Raw genomic sequence first — 659 nt, 5'->3', positions numbered from 1 at the left:
GACTTTATTTTAAATCAACCAGAGGAATATGTACCTCTGGTTTTACTTCGCTATCTCGCTATTCACGAATGATACTACTAAACTTCAACAAAAGCAAAGATATTCTTATTGTAAAGCGATAACAAAGTTGTTTAATTTTGCCATAAAAAAATAAGAGCCTTGCTAAATAAAATGTAATAAGGCTTTTTAAAGTTGTTTAATTCTTACCGAGCGAACGCCCCAGTTAGTTAATAAGTAGGAAACTCTACAACGGATATAAGTAAATCAAAATCATAAAATGGTGGATGCACATGAAAGACCTAAATTTTCAATTATTAGATACCAATTTCACTTCACCTATAATTAAATTACTATCTAACCATTCTTCTAACATCTTATTAAAGAGCTTTGGATCTGCTAAAGGTATCCCATGACCAATCTTAGGAATGATAACTCCTTGACAATTGGGATTGTTAGCCATAATCCCCTTCATTGAATCCTTCATTATTTTTTTCTCTTTTTCACCAACAGTAACTAATATATTGTGTGGGTATTTCCTGAATGTTTTAGGTATTTTAAATGAAGAATTTTCATTCATAACCCTTAAAAAAGCGTCTTTGTTTATTTGTAGACTTTCTTGATAATAAAGATTAAAATACTCCTCGCATTATTTTTCTTTT

The 659-nt window shown here is 29.9% G+C and carries 1 pseudogene; it reads right to left on the bottom strand.

The features are described from left to right. Nucleotides 1–307: 307 nt before the first annotated feature. Nucleotides 308–643: pseudogene (gene cesH / locus V7183_RS15825) on the bottom strand (cereulide biosynthesis alpha/beta hydrolase CesH); the annotation flags it as partial. Nucleotides 644–659: the final 16 nt, after the last annotated feature.

This window comes from Bacillus sp. JJ1127, from assembly GCF_036965845.1.
Lineage (GTDB): Bacteria > Bacillota > Bacilli > Bacillales > Bacillaceae_G > Bacillus_A.
Note: the sequence above shows the minus strand (reverse complement) of the source record. Positions and strands in the feature narration are given on the sequence as shown.